Below are 17,539 nucleotides of genomic sequence, written 5' to 3'. Positions count from 1 at the left end.
CTAACAACTGGCCGTGCCGAGGAATTAATTCCGGGCCTGCGCCTTGCGGCGCATCCCGGAATGACCACCACTCACTTCCTCTCCGTCATCTCCCTGGCGCGCTGGCCGAACATGTTCTTGCGCGCCTCCTCGTCGAACGGCTCCTTGACGAACTTGCCGATGGCGAGCCCCGCCTGCACCTGCGGCCGGGCGCGAATGTCGGCGTACCAGCGCTTGACGTTCGGATAGTCGTCGAGGGTGAAGCCCTGCGCCTTGTGGGTCATGGTCCAGGGAAAGCACGCAATATCGGCGATCGAGTAGTCATGTCCGGCAACATAGGCGCCCGTCTTGCCGAGTTGCACATCGAGCACGTGGTAGAGCCGCGCCGCCTCGTCACGGTAGCGCGCGATCGCGTAAGGAATTTTCTCCGGCGCATAAAGCGCAAAATGGCCGTGCTGGCCGAGCATCGGTCCGAGCCCGCTCATCTGCCACATCACCCACTGGATCACGACCGAGCGCGCGCGCATGTCCTGCGGCAGGAAGCGCCCGGTCTTGTCGGCAAGATAGATCAGGATCGCGCCGGTCTCGAACACCGAAAACGGCCCGCCGCCGTCGGGCGGTTCATGATCGACGATCGCCGGAATGCGGTTGTTCGGGCTTATTGCAAGGAATTCCGGTTTGAACTGGTCGCCGGCGCGGATGTTGACGGGCCGGACCGTGTAGGGAATGCCGAGTTCTTCCAGCATGATCGAGATTTTCCAGCCGTTCGGCGTCGGCGCGTAATAGAGGTCGATCATGGGAATTCCGTTCGATGGGCGAAGGCCCAATCCTACCCCCTGCTTTGGTCTCATGCCACCACCCGAAATCCGATGTACCTCGCGCTCAGGGCATGGCATTACACGGTCCAACAAAGTTTAGAACTTAAGAGGACACGCTCAAATGCTGTTTCCGACCACGATCGCCGGCTCCCTGCCCAAGCCCGAATGGCTGGCCGAGCCGAACAAGCTGTGGGCACCCTGGAAGTCGCAGGGCGACGAGCTCGCCCGCGCCAAGCGCGATGCGACGATGCTGGCAGTCAAACTCCAGGAAGACGCCGGCATCGACATCGTTACCGAGGGCGAGCAGGCGCGCCAGCATTTCGTCCACGGTTTTCTGGAAAAGGTCGACGGCATCGATTTCGCCCACAAGGTCGAAATGGGAATCCGCAATGACCGCTACAAGGCGATGGTGCCTCAGGTCGTGGCACCGCTGAAGCTCAAGGGGCGCGTCCATGCCGATGAGGCTCGCGTCGCCCGCGCCCACACCACGCATAAGGTGAAGTTCACCATGCCGGGCCCGATGACCATCATCGACACCATCGCCGACCAGTATTACGGCGACCGCGTCAAGATGGCGTTCGCCTTTGCCGAACTGCTCAACGAGGAAGCCAAGGCGTTGCAGGCCGACGGCATCGACCTGATCCAGTTCGACGAGCCTGCCTTCAACGTCTACATGAACGAAGTCAACGACTGGGGCATCAAGGCGCTGGAGCGCGCCGCCGAAGGCCTGACCTGTGCCACCGCGGTCCACATCTGCTACGGCTACGGCATCAAGGCCAACACCGACTGGAAGCAGACGCTCGGCAGCGAGTGGCGGCAATATGAGGAATTCTTTCCGTCGATCGCCAAAAGCACGATTCAGCAAGTCGCGATCGAATGCCGCAATTCCAAGGTGCCGCTTGAAATCCTCGGCCTCCTCAAAGGCAAGAAGATCCAGGCCGGCGTGATCGATGTCGCGAGCGACACGGTCGAGACCGCCGAGGACGTGGTGGCGGTCATCGACGCCGTCTCGAAGTTCGTCGCCAAGAGCGACATCATCCCCACAACCAATTGCGGCATGGCGCCGATGCGCCGCGACATCGCCGAAGCCAAGCTGATGGCGCTCGGTGCGGGCGCAAAACTGGCGCGGCAGCGGTTGGGGTGAGGCCTTCCTCATGGTGAGGAGGCGCACTTGCGCCGTCTTGAACCATGAGGCCATCCTTCGAGACGCGGCCTTCGGCCGCTCCTCAGGATGAGGTCTGTTAGCTTAATGCCTTCGCAGCACTCGGATGCAGCACCACCCGATACCCGGCTGCAATCGCGCGAACCGTTGACGGCGGCGTCAAAAGTCTAGCGTCCTTGAGAGGATCCCTCGCCGCACGATAGCCTGCAGGCGTCCACAACAGCGGCTTGCCGCCAGCGATCAGAAAGCTGTGCTCGCCCGCTTGCACCATCGCGCCGTCGGGCAACTTTTCGATCGGCACCGGCAACGGGTGCAATGTCTTGCTTGAGGCCAGACGCTCCCCGTGCAGTACCTTATCCATGTCGGGCGCAAGGATATCACGCTTGCGGTTGCCCTTCTCCCAGGCGGCGCGGAAGCGCTTGGCGTCCTCGCGCCGGCAATAGAAGCACGGCCGATGGCCTGCCGCGAGCGAGGTCGCTTCATCGAGAAAAAACAATTCGGTCCAGCTTCGCCGCTGCCACACCTTGCGGCGGCGACCGCGAAATTCCAGCACGCAGGCGATCCAGGCGTTGGTCGACCAGCGCCGCTTCAAAATCGTCCGCGTCGCGGGATCGTGGATGATTCCGCGATTGCCGACGAACATCCCGCGCTCAGGGATGGCAACGATCTCGCCGGTCGGCTTGACGCGGTTTTGCAGGGGCATCTCAAGATGCCAATCCGCTATTACATCCGTCATTGCGACGAGCGTTAGCGACGAAGCAATCCAGCTTCTTCGTCAGTTCTGGATTGCCTCGCTCCGCTCGCAATGACGACAATCCACTCACGCCGCGCCGTCGCGGATCGGCGGCTGGAACGACAGCGCGGTGTCCCAGGGAAAGAAGATCCAGGTGTCCTGCGACACCTCGGTGATGAAGGTGTCGACCAGCGGACGGCCTTTCGGCTTGGCGTACACGGTGGCGAAATGCGCATCGGGGAGCATCTTGCGCACCAGCGCTGCGGTCTTGCCGGTATCGACGAGATCGTCGACGATCAGAAGCCCCTTGCCGGTGCCCTCGCCGAGCTTGGCCGTATCGGCCGAAACGCCCTTGAGCACCTTCAGGTCGCCTTGCGTGGTGTGCGAATAGCTTGCGATGCAGACGGTATCGATGACGCGCACGCCGAGTTCGCGCGCCACGATCGCGGCCGGCACCAGCCCGCCGCGCGTGATCGCGATGACGGCATGAAACGGGCCGACTTCGTTGAGCCGCCAGGTGAGCGCCCGGCAATCCCTGTGAAACTGGTCCCATGAGACCGGAAAGGCCTTGCCCGCCCGCTCCTGCGCACTGAGTTCTGGGTGCTCCGCCATTGAAGTCGATCCTGTGTTTACGAATAAGATAAAGAGCCCCTAGCGAGCCACGTTGAGCCCGGCCAGCATGTCCTTCACTGCGTCCATTGCAGCCGTCAGCTTGTCCTGATCGCGCGAGCGCACCACCAGATTGGTGTTAGGCTTCTTGTCCTCGTCGATGAAGGGATAGCTGCCGATGATGGTGTCCGGATGGGCCTCCGCGATGGCGCGCAAGGGGCCACCGACGTCGCCCTCCCTCGCATTGGCGCGAACGCTCTCCGACAGCATGCGCACGCCGGATTTCAGCTTCGGCGCCACGATGTCCATCATCGCCTGCATGATGGTCGGCACGCCGGCCATCACGATGACGTTGCCGAGCTTGAAGCCGGGCGCGAGGATGGTCGCGCTCTGGATCAGTTCGGCGCCGTCGGGAATGCGCGCCATGCGCAGGCGCGCTTCGTTGAGTTCCTGCTCGCTCCAGCGCTCGCGAAACCGCGCCACCACTTCGGGGTGATGATCGATGCCGACGCCGAATGCCTTCGCGACGCTGTCGGCCGTGATGTCGTCGTGGGTCGGCCCGATGCCGCCGGTGGTAAAGACGTAATTGTAGCGATGCCGCAGCGCATCCAACGCGGCGATGATCTCTACCTCCTCGTCGGGAACGATGCGCACTTCCTTGAGGTCGATGCCGATATTGGTGAGGTACTCGGCGATGAAGCCGATGTTCTTGTCCTTGGTCCGCCCGGACAGGATTTCGTCGCCGATGACAAGGATTCCCGCCGTGACGATCTCACTCATTATCTCTCCTCGCGGGCTTTGCGCCCCGCCTGCCCTTTAGCCGAATTTCCCTTGGCCGGCCAAGACCTTGGATAGCGGGCGGATATTGCTGCCGAATTGAGCAGCCGCAAGCTGTTTTTTTGGCAGTCCGCCCCGCCGTTCCGGCAAATGATCCTTCATCAATCCATATCGCGCTGGCGTAAGCCTTGCTACCATCCTGTGAAGTCATGCACTGTAGCGTGACTGGTGGAATAGATTGAGGGGCGATCCACGATTCATGGCAGTTGCCTTCGATGAAATGAACGGCATGGGCGGCGACCTTCGCCCGGCCTATCATGAGCTCTCGCGCTGGCTGAAAGAGACGCCGCCGGACGCGCTGGAATATCGCCGCCAGGAAGCCGAACTGCTGTTTCGCCGGATCGGCATCACCTTTGCCGTCTACGGCGACGCCGAAGCCCAGGAACGGTTGATCCCCTTCGACGTCATTCCCAGAATCATGTCGGCGAAGGAATGGACAGTCCTTGAAAAGGGGCTGAAGCAGCGCGTGAAAGCGCTCAACATGTTCCTGCGCGACATCTATCACGGCCGCGACATCCTGCGCGCCAACATCGTGCCGGAAGACCTGATCTTCCAGAACCCGGTGTTCCGCCCGGAGATGAACGGCCAGGATGTGCCGCACGACATCTATGTCCACGTCGCCGGCATCGACATCATCCGCACCGACGCAGAAAACTTCATCGTGCTGGAAGACAATGCGCGCACGCCGTCGGGCGTGTCCTACATGCTGGAAAACCGCGAAATCATGATGCGGTTATTTCCAGACCTGTTCGCGCGCCACCGCATCGCGCCGGTGGAACGATATCCGGACGAACTTTTGACCGCGCTGCGCTCGGTGGCGCCGCACAGTGCCGCCGGCGAGCCGACCGTCGCGCTGATGACGCCCGGCGTCTACAACTCCGCCTATTACGAACACTCGTTCCTTGCCGACAAGCTCGGCATCGAGCTCGTCGAAGGGCGCGACCTCATCGTCAAGGACGATGAGGTCTACATGCGCACCACCGAAGGCCTCAAACGCGTCGACGTCATCTACCGCCGCCTCGACGACGACTTCCTCGACCCCCTGACCTTCCGCCCCGATTCCGCGCTCGGCGTGCCCGGACTGATGTCGGCCTATGCCGCCGGCAATATCACGCTGGCGAATGCGGTGGGCACCGGCATTGCCGACGACAAGGCGATCTATTCCTACATGCCTGATGTCGTGAAATTCTATCTCGGCGAAGAGCCGATCCTAAAGAACGTGCAGACCTGGCGCTGCCGCGAGCCGAAGGACCTCGCTTACGTGCTCGACAATCTCGATCAGCTCGTGGTCAAGGAAGTCCACGGTTCCGGCGGCTACGGCATGCTGATCGGCCCCGCCGCGACCAAGGCGACGATCGAGGCATTTCGCGACAAGCTCAAGCGCGAACCGGAGGGTTTCATCGCCCAGCCGACCCTCGCACTATCGACCTGCCCGACCTGCACCGAGGCCGGGCTCGCGCCGCGCCATGTCGACCTGCGCCCGTTCGTGCTCACCGGCAGCCAGCGCACGACCATCGTGCCGGGCGGGCTGACGCGCGTGGCGCTGAAGGAAGGCTCGCTCGTCGTCAATTCGAGCCAGGGCGGCGGCACCAAGGACACCTGGATTTTGGATGAGTGAGATTGCCTTAGCCATTTGCTCGGTGCTCTCCCTCCCCCTGCAAGGGGGTGGGTTGGGGTGGGGGTCAATGGCTGCCTCAAAAGATGACCCCCTCCCGACGCTTCGCGTCGACCTCCCCCTTTCAGGGGGAGGTTTATCGTCAACGTTCGAATAGAATTCGTCATGCTGTCGCGTACCGCCGAAAATCTTTACTGGCTCGCCCGCTATGTCGAACGGGCCGAATATATCGCGCGCACCATCGATGCGACGCTGCGCGTCACCGCGCTGCCCGCCGCCTATGTCGGCAAGACCAATGAATGGGAATCGGCGCTGCTCACCGCCGGCGTCAGCGAAAGCTTTTTCACGGTCTATAAGGAAGCCAACGAGCAGAACGTCGTCGACTACCTGTCGTTCAATGCGCAAAACCCCTCCTCGATCAAGAACTGCATCGAGGCGGCGCGGCTGAATTCCCGCTCGGTGCGCACCGCGCTGACCAGCGAGATGTGGGACACCATCAACTCGGCCTGGATCGAATTGCAGGAAGTCTGGGGCAAGGGCACCAAGTCCCGCGAGGAACTGGCGCGCTTCCTGCGCTTCGTGCAGGAAACGTCGCTGCGCTTCGACGGCTCGGCCTACCGCACCATGCTGCGCAACGACGCCTACTGGTTCTCGCGCCTTGGCGTGCATGTGGAGCGCGCCGACAACACCGCGCGCATTCTCGACGTGAAATACCATGTGCTGCTGCCGGAAGAAGAACACGTCGGCGGCCCGCTCGATTACTATCAGTGGACCTCGATCCTGCGTTCGGTGTCGGCGCTGACCGCCTATCACTGGGTCTATCGCGAGACACTGAAGCCCTGGCTGATCGCGGATCTTTTGATCCTCAACGATTCCCTGCCGCGGTCGCTCGCAAGTTGCTACGGCAATCTCGTGCGCAATCTCGACCAGATCGGTGTCGCCTATGGCCGTCAGGGCGCGTCGCAACGCCACGCGCGCGGCGTCCGCAACCGTCTGGAACACAGCAATATGGACGACATCTTCCAGCACGGCGTGCATGAGTTCATTCAGGAATTCATCGCCGACAATTCGAGGCTTGGTGAAATCATCACCAAGCAGTATCTGATCTGACCCACGTCATTCCGGGATGGCGCGCAAGCGACAGACCCGGAATCTCGAGATTCCGGGTTCGATGCTAGGCGCATCGCCCCGGAATGACTGCCCCGAAAATCGGAAACGTCAATCATGCGCCTGCGCATCGCTCACTCCACGACCTATCGCTATGAACCACCGGCGACCGGCATCACGCAAATCCTGCGAATGACGCCTGGCAGTCATGACGGGCAATATGTCGCCGAATGGCAGATCGACGTGTCTACCGACTCGCGCCTGCATGTGCGCCAGGATGCGTTCGGAAACACCATGCACGTGCTGACCGAGGGTGCGATCGCAGGTCTCACCATCACGGTCGAAGGCCTGATCGAAACCCACGACACCGGCGGCGTGTTGCGCGGAACCGACGAGCGCTTTCCGCCAAGCCTGTTCCTGCGCGCCACGTCCCTGACGCAGGTCAATCCGGCGATGGAAGCGTTTTCGCGGCAACTGCGTTCGGAGTCGGAAAAGGACGTACTTGGCTTCCTGCATGCGTTGATGCTTCAGATCAACGACCACATGACCTTCGATGAAGATCCGACCAACAGCGGGACGTCGGCGGTCGAAGCCTTCGGCCTCAAGCGCGGCGTCTGTCAGGACTACGCGCACATCTTCATCGCCTGCGCGCGCGCGGTCGGAATTCCTTCACGCTTCATCTCCGGGCATTTCCTGCGCTCCGACGGGATCGTGCATCAGGCGGCCGGGCACGCCTGGGCCGAAGCCTTCGTGCCTGATCTCGGCTGGGTCGCCTTCGATCCGGCGAATGCGATTTGCGCCACCGACGCCCATGCGCGCGTGGCGCTTGGCCTCGATTATCTCGGCGCTGCTCCCGTTCGCGGCACCCGCTATGGCGGCGGCACCGAGACGCTCACCGTTGCGGTAAAGGTCGATCAGGCCGGCGGCCGCCAAAGCCAGTGGCAATCGCAATCGTGACTGTCCGGCCTCGCGGCTGGCGTAGAATGTGGGGTCTTTGGCGAAGCCTTCCCGTTGAGATCGACTAGTTAGCGGTCATCGAACTCGCTCACCCCCGTCGAGTTCGCTCAACAGCTAGAAGGCAACTCACATGGAACGTTTCCCCATCTATAACCTCGACTCCGCCCCCGAAGCCTCGAAATCCACGCTGCGTGGCGTGCAGGCGAGGTTCGGGATGATCCCCAACCTTGCGGGCGCCATGGCGACATCGCCCGTCCTTATCGAGAGCTTTCTCGGTATCTTCGACAAGGTCCACGGCGGCAGCTTTAGCGAACCACAGATTCAGACGGTGCTCTTGACCGACGCCGTGACGAACGGCTCCGCCTGGGCCGTCGCCCTCCACACCGTTCTCGGACTAAAGGCTGGTGTTAATCCAGCCGACGTTGAAGCGATGCGCAAGGGACGTTCGCCGTCGGACAAGAAGCTCGGCGCGCTCTCGACAGTAGCGCGGACCATGATCGAGAAGCGCGGCCGGCTTGACGATCAGGACATCGAAGCGTTTCTGGCGGCAGGCTTTACCAAGGATCTGTTGCTCGAGGTGATCACCGTCGTCGCCGCCTCGACCATCACGAACTACACCGGCAACATCACCAATCCGCCGCTGGAGGAGATGCTTCAGGCGAATGCGTGGCAGTCCTGAGCACGGCTTCAAAACTTGCAAGGATGGCGCGGTGGCCGCAAGGCCGCCGCGCCATCGACTTCAAATCACGAAGGGCTGCGTCAGCGGGTGAACCTCGCCCGATAATCCTGCGGTGTGGTGTCGAGAATGCGCAGGAAACTACGGCGCATCGTCTCTTCCGAACCAAAGCCGCAACGCTGGGAAATGCGCTTGACGGGCAGACGCGTTTCCGACAGCAGATGCCGCGCCCCTTCCACCCGCAACTTTTCGATCGCGCGTGCCGGTGTCAGCCCGGTCGATTCCGCATAGTGACGGCTGAAGCTGCGTTCGCTCATGCCGGCTTGTGTCGCGAGGACCGGTAACGACAGGTCATCGGCCAGGTGGTTGCTGATCCAATCGTGCAACGCGCCGAACCTGTCTTCGGCCGCCTGAAGCGAGAGGAATTCGCTGAACTGCGCCTGTCCGCCCGGCCGCTTCAGGAACACGACCAGATAACGCGCGACGGCCAGCGCCACCGCGCGGCCGAGGTCTTCCTCGACAAGCGCGAGTGCGAGGTCGATGCCGGCCGTCACCCCGGCCGAGGTCCAGACGTCGCCGTCCCTAATGAAGATCGGATCGCTTTCCACATTCACCAAAGGAAAGCGGTGAGCGAGTTCGGCGCAGAACGCCCAGTGCGTGACCGCGCGCCGGCCATCCAGCATGCCCGATGCGGCGAGAAGAAATGCGCCCGTACATACCGACGCGGTACGACGGGATTGTTTGGCGCGTTCGTGCACCCAATCGATCAACGCCGTATCCGCCGCCGCCGCGGCAACGCCCTCGCCGCCCGCAATCACCAGCGTATCGATGACCGCGTCCGTGGGTGAAAGCGGATGCGCCGCAAGCTCGACTCCACCCGACGCCTCGACAAGGTCACCAGCTTGCGCCACGACGCGGATCGCATAGGGCGTCTCTTGCCCGGCTTGCGCCATGAAAGCGTTTGCCGATGCGAACACCTGGATCGGTCCGGTGACATCGAGCAGCTTCACGGACGGAAAAGCGAGGACTTCGACAACGCGGCGATTGGTTGGCGGAAAACGAGGGGCTTTTGGCATCACCGCCAAAAAATGCCGCGCTAGCTTTCCTTTGTCCATACAGGAAAAGGAAGCCTCAAATGTTCCCCCATGACGTTCACCTGCAGATCGGTTCACTTCTGTTCGACGATATCGACCAGATCGACCTGACCGGCCCGTTCGAGGTTCTGTCACGGATTCCGAATTCGACGTATCGCATCTACGGCAAAACGGCCCGCCCGGTTCGCGATATCAAGGGATTGAAGCTGACGCCCGATGCGAGCCTCGCAGAAGCACCGCCGCTCGATGTCCTGCACGTGCCGGGCGGATTTGGTCAGGAAGCCCTGATGGAAGACGAGGACGTGCTTGGCTGGATCCGCCAGCAGGCTTCGGGAGCTTGCAGCATCTTCTCGGTCTGCACGGGCGCATTGCTCTGCGGAGCGGCTGGCCTCTTGAAAGGACGCCGGGCCACGACCCACTGGGCGTCGTTTCATTTGCTGCCGTCCTTCGGCGCCATTCCGGTCAACGAACGCGTCGTCGTCGATGGCAGCTACGTCTTTGCCGCCGGAGTGACCGCCGGAATCGACGGCGCATTGCGCCTTGCCGCGGAGCTGCGCGGCGACGACGTCGCGCAGGCGATCCAGCTCTATATGGCGTATGCGCCGGAGCCGCCGTTCAACAGCGGCACGCCGGAGACGGCGCCTCCCGCGATCCTGCGACAGGCGCGGCAGTCCGTGCGGGGCATGACGGAAAGACGCGAGGCGACCGCACGGCGGATTGCTGCGCGCCTCGGCGTCGCCTGACTTCCGCCCTGGCGCGAGGGTTCGATGCTCAAATGCGCTGGCGCATTGCATTTCGCGAGCATCAGAAGATGCGAAGTCACGTGCTAGGATAACAGCAAGAGCCAAGAACAAAAAACAGGGAGGAATTTTCCGTGAAAGCGCTGATATCAGCAGGCCTGGTGCTGCTCGCAGCGCTTGGTCTTGTCCGGCAGAGCCTCGCTCAAGAGAGCGTTCCGCAAATCGCCTTCGAGTCCGTGAAGGATTTTCCAAAACTGCCGGACGGCATGAATTTCGGCGAGGTACCCGGCGTCGCCGTCAACTCGGAGGGACACGTTTTCGTGTTCACGCGCTCGAACAGCGCGAGTGGCCCGGCCTACGGGCCGACCGCAGCGCAGCTCCTCGAATTCACCGCTGAAGGCGATTTCATCCGTGAGATCGGCAAGGGGCTCTATGGTTGGGCTTTTGCGCACAGCGTGCGCATCGACAAGGACGACAACATCTGGGCCATCGACAAGGGTTCGGACATGGTCGTCAAGTTCAATCCGGCCGGCCGCGTCGAATGGGTGTTCGGCCGCCGCAAGGAATCCGCCGACAATGCGCGGCCGTGGGAGCACGTCAATCCGCCGCTGCCGCCGATCGACGGCCTGTTCCGCGAACCGACCGATGTCGCCTGGGACTCTCACGGCAATACCTACATCAGCGACGGCTATATCAATTCGCGGATCGCGAAGTTCGACGCGCATGGCCAATGGGTGAAGTCGTGGGGCGAGCCCGGCACCGAGCCGGGCCAGTTCCATTTGCCGCATGCGATCGCCATCGACAAGGACGACAACGTCTATGTCGGCGACCGCTCTAACCACCGCATCCAGGTGTTCGATACCGACGGCAAGTTCCTGCGGATGTTTTCGATCAACGTCCCGCCGGATACGAGCACACGCGCAGTCTACGGCAACACGCCGACCGGCGACCGCCTGACGCAAGTGATCGGTGCGCCCAATTCGATCTGCATTACGCCGGGACTTCGCCAAGTGATGTTCGTCGGCGAGACAACCTTTCCGGGACGCATTTTCAAGGTCGCGCTCGACGGCAAGGTGTTAGGGGTGATCGGCAAATCCGGCCGCGAGCTCGGCGAATTTTCGGGTGCCCACGCCATCGCGTGCCCGTCGGAAAATCTGATCTATGCCGCAGAGACCGCCAATTGGCGGGTCCAGAAGCTGATCCTTCGCTAGAGTCCCGTCCAAGAGGTTCGGCGGGGCTTTCGCACCCGCGTCTTATACGATCGGATCATGCCGCCCGCGTTGCGCTCGGGGCCGCGCGTGGTACAGTTTTTGCTAACAAAACAAGGAAAAAGGCAGCGATCAAAGGCTGCGCGGCAGACAATCGGGGCAACCAAACAGGTCGGGGCAATATGACCACACTCAACGGGGTATCTTCGTCGGCTAAATCCGCGACATCGACGCGCTGGACCCAGCTCGTGCTGGGACTGATCGCGATGATGTCGATCTCCAGCCCTCAATATGGCTGGGCGTTCTTTACCAAGCCGCTTCGGGATGCTCTTGGTGTCCAGCTATCGACGCTGCAGTGGACCTTTACGATCCTGATCGTGTTGCAGACGTTCCTGTCGCCGATCCAGGGCTATTTGGTCGACAAGTTCGGCGCGCGCCTGTTGATTGCAAGCGGCTGTCTGCTGTCGGGCCTGGGCTGGATCCTGGCCGGCCATGTCACAACCATCGCTGGCCTCTATCTCACCTACGGGCTGTTCTGCGGCGTCGGCACCGGCATCGTCTATGTCGGCGTGGTCGGCCTGATGGTGCGCTGGTTCCCGGACCGGCGCGGATTTGCGACGGGCGTGGTCGCCGCGGGTTACGGCTTTGGCGCGCTGCTCACCAACACGCCGATCTACAACATGATCGAGTCGAGCGGCTATCAGCAAACGCTGATCGTGTTCGGCATCATTCTCGGTATCGTCGGCGCTGCTGCCGCTCTGATGCTGCGCATGCCGACCGCCAATGACGTGCTGCCGCAGCCGGCGGTCGAGGTATCGAGCGTCGGAACGCCGCCCGGCGAGATGCTGCAAACCAACGTGTTCTGGCTGATGTTCGTGATGATGACGATGATGTCGACCGGCGGGTTGATGATCATCTCGCAATTCGGCGCGTTCTCGCGCGACTTCGGCGTCACCAGCGTCACCGTCATGGGAATGGCGGCGCTGCCGCTGGCGCTCAACATCGATCGCATCACCAACGGATTGACCCGCCCGTTCTTCGGCTGGCTGTCGGATCGGATCGGGCGTGAAAACACCATGGCGATTGCCTTCCTGATGGAGGCCGCGGCCGTTACGCTGATGCTGTTGTTGCGCGACAACGCCCTGCTCTTCGTGCTGCTCTCCGGCGTCGTGTTCTTCGGCTGGGGCGAGATCTTCTCGCTGTTCCCGTCAACCCTGACCGACTCGTTCGGCGCCAAGCATGCGACGACGAATTACGGTCTGCTCTATATGGCTCAGGGCGTCGGCTCGATCCTCGGCGGCCCGCTCGCGGCCTACTTGCGCGAGGCGACCGACAGCTGGATTCCGGTGTTCGCGATCGTCATCGCGATGGACGCGCTGACCGGCATTCTGGCGCTGGTTGCGCTGAAACCGATAAGGCACGCTTACGCCACCCGGTAGGCCTGCCGACCGCGGCAATTCCGGCAAGCCCGCCCCCTGACGGGGCGGGCTTTTTCTCGTGCCGCGGCCATCCCGGATTGGGGTTGGACGGATAGACGAAATTGGCTACTAATTTCGCCATCGTCGTGGGCAGTTCAAGGACCGGAAATGACCTATTGCTGCGGAGTGCTGGTACGGGACGGCCTCGTCATGATCGCCGACACCCGCACCAATGCCGGGCTTGACAACGTCTCGACCTTCCGCAAGCTGCATATCTTCTCGAAGCCCGGCGAGCGGATTCTCGCGATCGCCAGCGCCGGCAATCTCGCGATCAGCCAGTCGGTGCTCTCGACCCTGACCGAAGGCATGGAAGACCCCGACACGGGCGAGGTCGAAACGCTGATGAATGCGCCGACCATGTTCCAGGCGGCGCAGCGCATCGGCAAGGCGATCCGCTCCGTTCACGCCACCGAAGGCACCGCGCTGAAGTCGGAAGACATCAATTTCGACGTCTCGTTCCTGTTCGGCGGCCAGATCAAGGGCGCGCGGATGCGGCTCTTCATGGTCTATCCGGCCGGCAACTTCATCGAATGCACCACCGACACGCCCTATTTGCAGATCGGCGAACACAAATACGGCAAGCCAGTGCTTGACCGCGCCATGCATTATGACGTCGAGCTCTACGAGGCGCTCAAGACCAGCCTGATCTCGATGGACTCGACCATGCGCTCCAATCTCGGCGTCGGTCTTCCGATCGACGTATTGGTGGTGCGGACAGACGTCTGCGATGCCGACCTCAACCACCGCATCGAAGCGGGCGAGCCCTATTTTCACGATCTGCGCTCGCGCTGGTCGGCGGCGTTGCGCGCGGCGCACCGGAATATTCCCCCGCCGCCCTACAAGACCGAAACTCCAAAACCATAAGCAATCGAAAACACAACAAGGCAGGAAACAATGACCGAGCCCAAAAACAAGATCGCCATCGTCACCGGCGCCGGAACTGGCGTCGGACGCGCGGCTTCGCTGGCGCTGATGCATGCAGGCTTCACAGTCGCACTCGCCGGACGGCGCAAGGAGAAGCTGGAGGAAACCGCTCACCTCGGCCCCGCGGGCAAGGCGCTCGTCGTTCCCGCCGACATGACCGATGCGGACTCGATCGCCGCGCTGTTCGCCAAGGTCAAACAGACCTGTGGCCGGCTCGACCTGCTTTTCAACAATGCCGGCATGGGAACGCCTGCCATGCCGTTTGAAGACCTGACGCTGGCGCAGTGGCAGGCGGTGGTTTCGACCAATTTCACCGCCGCGTTTCTTTGCACGCAGCACGCCTTCCGCATCATGAAAGACCAGACGCCGCGCGGCGGCCGCATCATCAACAACGGCTCGATTTCCGCGCATGCGCCGCGGCCGTTCTCCGCGCCTTATACATCCACCAAGCACGCCATCACCGGCCTCACGAAGGCCACCAATCTGGACGGCCGCGCCTATGACATCGCGGTCGGCCAGATCGACATCGGCAATGCGGCGACCCCCATGACCGACCGCATGGTTGACGGTGTGTTGCAGCCGGACGGCCGCAAGATGCCGGAGCCGCGCATGGATTCCAAAGCGGTCGGCGACGCGATCGCCTATATGGCGGGCCTGCCGCTCGACGCTAACGTGCTGTTCATGACTGTCATGGCAAGCAAGATGCCATTCGTGGGACGCGGCTAGCATTGATGCGAGGTCGTCCCCTGGCGCGACCTCGCCCCTCGCCGGCCCGAGCGATATGGGAACCATGTCTGACCTCAGTCCGGCCTTGGACCACGCACCGCAGAAAGAACAAGGCGGCGCGTCTCCAAAAATCGTCATAGCGCTGCTGTTCCTGGCGGCGTGGATCATGTCGGCGTTGCCCGCGCTCAAGGGCAATGTCTTCGACGCGATGTCTACGGACGATGCCATGCGGCTCGTCGAGGTGCGCGACCTGATCGGCGGGCAAGGCTGGTTCGACCTGTTCCAGCATCGGATGGATCCGCCCGGCGGCCTGTCGATGCACTGGTCTCGTCTGATTGACGCGCCATTGGCCGGGCTGATCCTGCTGCTGAAGCCGCTGCTTGGGATGCACGGCGCCGAAGCCGTGACGCTCTTTCTTTGGCCGGCGCTGTTGTTTGCCATCGCGATCGCCTTGATCGCAGCGATCGCCCGGCAACTGGCTGGCAGCAACAAGGCGATGATAGCAGCGGCGCTGCTGGGTGTGCTGTGCCTTCCCGCCCTCGTTCATTTCCGGCCAGGCGCGATCGATCATCACAACGCGCAGATCGATCTGTTGCTCGCGCTCGTCCTGATGACGGCGCAGCTCGAAAGAAGCGCCGTCAAGGGCGCGCTCGGCGGCTTGATGGCCACGCTATCGCTCGCCGTCGGAATCGAAATGCTGCCCGCCATCGCAGCCGTCGGCGTTGCGGTATTCGGCCTGTTTGTCTGGCGCGGCGCCGCCGTCGCGCGGCAGGTTGGCGCCTTCGCGGGCGGTCTCGCGGTATCCTCACTCCTGCTCGCGCTCGCCTTGCTTCCGATGTCGTCGCTTGGCGCGCCGGTCTGCGACACCTTCGGCGGCCCCGTGCTGCTGCTCACCACCGGCGGCGGCATCAGCCTTCTCATCATGATCGGCATCGATCGCGTTCACTCGACGTTGGCGATGCGCTTGGTGAGCGGCGCGGTGCTGGCCATGGCCTTGATCGGCGCATTCCTCATCCAGTTTTCGGCGTGCATCGCCTCGCCCTTCGCGCATCTCGATCCGATCGTCGTAACGCTCTGGATCAACAATGTCGCCGAAGCGGTCTCATTGCCGAGGATGCTTTATCTTTTTCCGGACCGAATTCCCGGCTTCTACGGATTTCCGCTTCTCGCGATCGGATTTGCCGTGGCCGCGCTGCTGCGGTCGTCTCCTTCCGAACGATTTCGCTGGATCGTTGCCATCTCAGCGCTGGCGGCGCTGATCGGCGTCAGCATCTGGGAAGTGCGCGGCGCTGCCGGTGCGTCGATGGTGGCGGCTCCCGTCTTTGCCGCCAGCCTAGTCATTCTGTGGCCCGGCTTTGCTTCGGCGCGAAACCTGCTTCTCGCCTCGGTCATTGCATCGCCCGTCAGCCTCGGCGCCCTCGGCGTCATGGCGGCGCCGCTGACGGATGCGATCGTCAAACCGCCGCCGGCCGCCGGCGATCAGTCGCCGTGCCGGAGCATGTCGGACGTCGCTTCGCTGAAACAGCTTCCGAAGGGCCGCGTGATGGCGCCGCTCGATCTCGGACCTGCGATCCTGGCCGAAACCAACCACGAGGTTTTTGCAGGTCCCTATCATCGCAACAATGACGGCAACGCCGCGCTGATCAGGCTCATGCTGGCCCCGCCATCCGAGGCGAAGCAGATCCTGTCGGACCGGCACGTCGACTACGTCGTCACCTGCGCCGCACTTTCCGACGCGAATATCGTCAAGCTCGCCCCGGATGGATTGGAGACGCATCTGGCCCGTGGCGAGGTGCCTGACTTCCTGGAACGGCTTCACCTCAATCCCGCTGACAAAATCGCGGTGTGGCGCGTGCGAAAGTAAGTGGCGGCGGACGGCGAACCGTCGCCGTCCGCCGTCGCTTCACCTCGTCAATACTGGTACTGATACTGGTTCGGGCAGACGTAGTTGCCGTAGCTGTCGTAGCCGCAGCCGCTGTTGTAGTTGCCGTTGTAGTAGCCATAGGCTCCCAACGCCGCCGCGCCAACGGCTGCGCCGTAGGCGGCACCGCGGTAGACGCCTCCGCGGACAGCCGCGCGCGCGACCGGACGACCGGGGATCGGACGATATCCATATCCACGTCCGGCAACGCCAGCAGTCCGGTATGCGCCACCCCGCACGCCAGCGGCCCGCATGCCACCACCGTGATAACCTCCCGCACGCATACCGCCACCACCGCCACGGAATCCACCGCCGCCGCGGCCACCGCGGGCGAACGCATCATCCGGAATGAGGCTGGCAGTGATCAGAACGAGCGCTGCTAGAGCAGCAAGAATGTATCGGAACATGGTACACCTCCACAGACCTGGTCTTTACTCGTCGGAATCTTCGTCGGAATCGCTACCGTTACGATGCTCGATGATCGCATCTCTCATGGCGCGCGCGCCGACCATCGTCACGAAAGCCATTCTTTTCTTCTGATCCTGGCTCAACGTCTTGAAGAGCGGCTCCCAGGCGTCGGCGACTTTCTTGAGATCGTTGCCGCGCTGAATGAGTCGATCCGCTCGGCGTTGCATCATCTCGACCGGATTGCGGTCCCCGAGGCTCTCCAGCGGGCCGTTGTCGCGCAATTCCGCGATATGCTCCATTCGGGCGGCCCGGTTCTTTGCCCTGGCGCGGATGGCCTCCTCCAGCGGCGCCCAATATTTCTCCTGGTCGGGTGTGAGCTGCAGGGCGGACTTGACAAGGTTGACACGCAAATCCGTCAAGCTTTTCAAGTCGGCGGGGCTGGGGCCACGCATTCCGACGGTGGAAGACGTCTCTGCCGCATAGGCGAGAGACGAAGTCGTCATTAAAAGTGCGATTGCCGCGACGGCTGCTTTTTTGATCATCACAA

The 17,539-nt window shown here is 62.5% G+C and carries 18 protein-coding genes; 11 read left to right on the top strand and 7 right to left on the bottom strand.

What is annotated here, in order from left to right:
- Nucleotides 1-71 precede the first annotated feature (71 nt).
- Entirely contained in the window at nt 72-776 is a 705-nt protein-coding gene (locus tag VFB05_RS16325; RefSeq protein ID WP_325013770.1) for a glutathione S-transferase N-terminal domain-containing protein, read from the bottom strand.
- Nucleotides 777-918: 142 nt separating this feature from the next.
- Here VFB05_RS16325 and VFB05_RS16320 point away from each other — a divergent pair, with 142 nt between their 5' ends.
- Complete coding sequence (locus tag VFB05_RS16320) at nt 919-1,941, top strand: methionine synthase (RefSeq protein WP_325013769.1); 1,023 nt, start codon at nt 919-921, stop codon at nt 1,939-1,941.
- A 97-nt stretch (nt 1,942-2,038) separates the two neighbouring features.
- Here the strand turns inward: VFB05_RS16320 and VFB05_RS16315 are convergent, their stop codons facing one another.
- The 3 genes from VFB05_RS16315 to VFB05_RS16305 form a co-directional block, all read right to left on the bottom strand.
- Nucleotides 2,039-2,662 carry a hypothetical protein gene (locus VFB05_RS16315; protein ID WP_325013768.1) on the bottom strand — a complete coding sequence of 208 codons (624 nt, stop codon included), beginning with the start codon at nt 2,660-2,662 and terminating at the stop codon, nt 2,039-2,041.
- 117 nt (nt 2,663-2,779) lie between these two features.
- The gene (gpt, locus tag VFB05_RS16310; protein WP_325013767.1) at nt 2,780-3,304 is read right to left on the bottom strand and encodes a xanthine phosphoribosyltransferase; all 525 of its coding nucleotides are present in this window, start codon (nt 3,302-3,304) and stop codon (nt 2,780-2,782) included.
- 39 nt (nt 3,305-3,343) lie between these two features.
- Nucleotides 3,344-4,081 carry a competence/damage-inducible protein A gene (locus VFB05_RS16305; RefSeq protein WP_325013766.1) on the bottom strand — a complete coding sequence of 246 codons (738 nt, stop codon included), beginning with the start codon at nt 4,079-4,081 and terminating at the stop codon, nt 3,344-3,346.
- 256 nt (nt 4,082-4,337) lie between these two features.
- Here VFB05_RS16305 and VFB05_RS16300 point away from each other — a divergent pair, with 256 nt between their 5' ends.
- From VFB05_RS16300 to VFB05_RS16285, 4 genes are all read left to right on the top strand, one after another.
- Nucleotides 4,338-5,756, top strand: a complete 1,419-nt coding sequence (locus VFB05_RS16300; RefSeq protein WP_325013765.1) for a circularly permuted type 2 ATP-grasp protein — start codon at nt 4,338-4,340, stop codon at nt 5,754-5,756.
- A gap of 162 nt (nt 5,757-5,918) precedes the next feature.
- Nucleotides 5,919-6,863, top strand: a complete 945-nt coding sequence (locus VFB05_RS16295; protein WP_325013764.1) for an alpha-E domain-containing protein — start codon at nt 5,919-5,921, stop codon at nt 6,861-6,863.
- Between the two features lie 114 nt (nt 6,864-6,977).
- Nucleotides 6,978-7,817, top strand: coding sequence for a transglutaminase family protein (locus VFB05_RS16290; RefSeq protein ID WP_325013763.1), 840 nt, complete (start codon nt 6,978-6,980; stop codon nt 7,815-7,817).
- Nucleotides 7,818-7,947: 130 nt separating this feature from the next.
- Complete coding sequence (locus VFB05_RS16285) at nt 7,948-8,496, top strand: carboxymuconolactone decarboxylase family protein (RefSeq protein WP_325013762.1); 549 nt, start codon at nt 7,948-7,950, stop codon at nt 8,494-8,496.
- An 80-nt stretch (nt 8,497-8,576) separates the two neighbouring features.
- On the opposite strand, the gene VFB05_RS16280 is transcribed toward VFB05_RS16285, so the two are convergent.
- Nucleotides 8,577-9,569: a GlxA family transcriptional regulator gene (locus tag VFB05_RS16280; RefSeq protein WP_325013761.1), complete on the bottom strand. Its 993-nt coding sequence runs from the start codon at nt 9,567-9,569 to the stop codon at nt 8,577-8,579.
- Nucleotides 9,570-9,628: 59 nt separating this feature from the next.
- Here VFB05_RS16280 and VFB05_RS16275 point away from each other — a divergent pair, with 59 nt between their 5' ends.
- The 6 genes from VFB05_RS16275 to VFB05_RS16250 all read left to right on the top strand — a co-directional run bounded on the left by VFB05_RS16275 (nt 9,629) and on the right by VFB05_RS16250 (nt 16,527).
- Nucleotides 9,629-10,330, top strand: a complete 702-nt coding sequence (locus VFB05_RS16275) for a DJ-1/PfpI family protein (protein ID WP_325013760.1) — start codon at nt 9,629-9,631, stop codon at nt 10,328-10,330.
- Nucleotides 10,331-10,461: 131 nt separating this feature from the next.
- Nucleotides 10,462-11,538 carry a peptidyl-alpha-hydroxyglycine alpha-amidating lyase family protein gene (locus tag VFB05_RS16270; RefSeq protein ID WP_325013759.1) on the top strand — a complete coding sequence of 359 codons (1,077 nt, stop codon included), beginning with the start codon at nt 10,462-10,464 and terminating at the stop codon, nt 11,536-11,538.
- 179 nt (nt 11,539-11,717) lie between these two features.
- The gene (gene oxlT / locus VFB05_RS16265; protein WP_325013758.1) at nt 11,718-12,974 is read left to right on the top strand and encodes an oxalate/formate MFS antiporter; all 1,257 of its coding nucleotides are present in this window, start codon (nt 11,718-11,720) and stop codon (nt 12,972-12,974) included.
- Nucleotides 12,975-13,121: 147 nt separating this feature from the next.
- On the top strand, nt 13,122-13,877 hold the full coding sequence (locus VFB05_RS16260; RefSeq protein ID WP_325013757.1) for a peptidase: 756 nt from the start codon (nt 13,122-13,124) through the stop codon (nt 13,875-13,877).
- 30 nt (nt 13,878-13,907) lie between these two features.
- Complete coding sequence (locus VFB05_RS16255) at nt 13,908-14,663, top strand: SDR family oxidoreductase (RefSeq protein ID WP_325013756.1); 756 nt, start codon at nt 13,908-13,910, stop codon at nt 14,661-14,663.
- 64 nt (nt 14,664-14,727) lie between these two features.
- Entirely contained in the window at nt 14,728-16,527 is a 1,800-nt protein-coding gene (locus VFB05_RS16250) for a hypothetical protein (RefSeq protein ID WP_325013755.1), read from the top strand.
- Between the two features lie 47 nt (nt 16,528-16,574).
- Here VFB05_RS16250 and VFB05_RS16245 read toward each other — a convergent pair whose 3' ends face one another.
- Nucleotides 16,575-16,991 carry a hypothetical protein gene (locus tag VFB05_RS16245; RefSeq protein ID WP_325013754.1) on the bottom strand — a complete coding sequence of 139 codons (417 nt, stop codon included), beginning with the start codon at nt 16,989-16,991 and terminating at the stop codon, nt 16,575-16,577.
- A 24-nt stretch (nt 16,992-17,015) separates the two neighbouring features.
- Nucleotides 17,016-17,534, bottom strand: a complete 519-nt coding sequence (locus VFB05_RS16240; RefSeq protein ID WP_325013753.1) for a Spy/CpxP family protein refolding chaperone — start codon at nt 17,532-17,534, stop codon at nt 17,016-17,018.
- Nucleotides 17,535-17,539: the final 5 nt, after the last annotated feature.

Source organism: Bradyrhizobium sp. (genome assembly GCF_035652035.1).
Lineage (GTDB): Bacteria > Pseudomonadota > Alphaproteobacteria > Rhizobiales > Xanthobacteraceae > Bradyrhizobium.
The sequence above is the reverse complement of the archived record's forward strand: the minus strand, read 5'-3'. Positions and strand labels throughout refer to the sequence as shown.